This window comes from Novosphingobium rosa NBRC 15208, assembly GCF_001598555.1.
Lineage (GTDB): Bacteria > Pseudomonadota > Alphaproteobacteria > Sphingomonadales > Sphingomonadaceae > Novosphingobium > Novosphingobium rosa.
The window spans coordinates 1-1,110 of the sequence record NZ_BCZE01000177.1; the positions used below are offsets into that span (position 1 = coordinate 1).

General features: G+C 63.2%; 1 protein-coding gene. It reads right to left on the reverse strand.

Annotation, left to right across the window (positions count from 1 at the left end):
- A partial coding sequence (manD, locus tag SR3_RS30285; protein WP_068095144.1) for a D-mannonate dehydratase ManD occupies positions 1-1,110 on the reverse strand: 1,110 nt, incomplete at its 5' end.

Consider the following 1,110-nt stretch of genomic DNA (forward strand, 5'->3'; position numbering starts at 1 on the left):
TCACCAGTTCCACATGGTCCCGTCCTGCAGGCGGGCGACGGGCAGATAGGCGGGCTTGTAGGGATATTGGGCGGCCAGCGCCTCATCGACGTCGACGCCATGGCCCGGCGTGTCCCCGACATGGAGCATCCCGGCCTCGAAGCGATAATCATGCGGGAACACGGCCAGCGTTTCCTCGGTGTGGCGCATATATTCCTGAATGCCGAAATTGGGCACCCAAGTGTCGAAATGCAGCGCCGTGCCCATGGTGACCGGCGAGAGATCCGTCGCCCCATGGCAGCCGGTGCGGATCTGGTACAGGCTCGCCAGATCGGCGATGCGGCGCAGATGGGTGATCCCGCCCGCCCCCACGATGGTGGCGCGGATATAGTCGATCAGCTGGTTCTGGATCAGATCCTTGGCGTCCCAGATCGTGTTGAAGATCTCGCCCACCGCCAGCGGCGTGGTGGTGTGCTGGCGGATCAGCTTGAAGGCTTCCTGATTTTCCGCAGGGGTCACATCCTCCAGCCAGAACAAGCTGTAGGGCTCCAGCGCCTTGCCCAGTTGCGCGGCTTCGGTGGGCGTGTAGCGGTGATGTCCGTCATGCAGCAGATGATGATCGAAGCCATAGGTTTCGCGCAGCTTTTCAAACAGTTTCGGCACATGGTTGAGCGCCTTGCGCGTGTCCCAACCCGTCACGCTGGGCAGAGCGGCATCGGCGGGTTCATAGAACAGCTTGCCGCGCCCCACGCCGTAAGCATCCTTGATGCCCGGCACGCCGGTCTGCGCGCGGATCGCCTTGTAGCCCATGTCGATATAGGCGCCGACAGCCTCCACCGTCTCCCCGATATCGCTGCCATTGGCATGACCATAGACCATCACCCCATCACGGCTGCGCCCGCCCAGCAGCTGATAGAGCGGCATGCCCGCCATCTTGGCCTTGATGTCCCACAGCGCCACATCCACCGCCGCGATCGCCCGCATCGTCACCGGGCCGCGCCGCCAATAGGCGCCGCGATAGAGATACTGCCAGATATCCTCGGAATTGCGGGGGTCCATGCCGATCAGGCAGGGGATCACATGGTCTTCCAGATAGGAGACCACCGCCTTTTCGCGCCCGTTGAGCGTGGC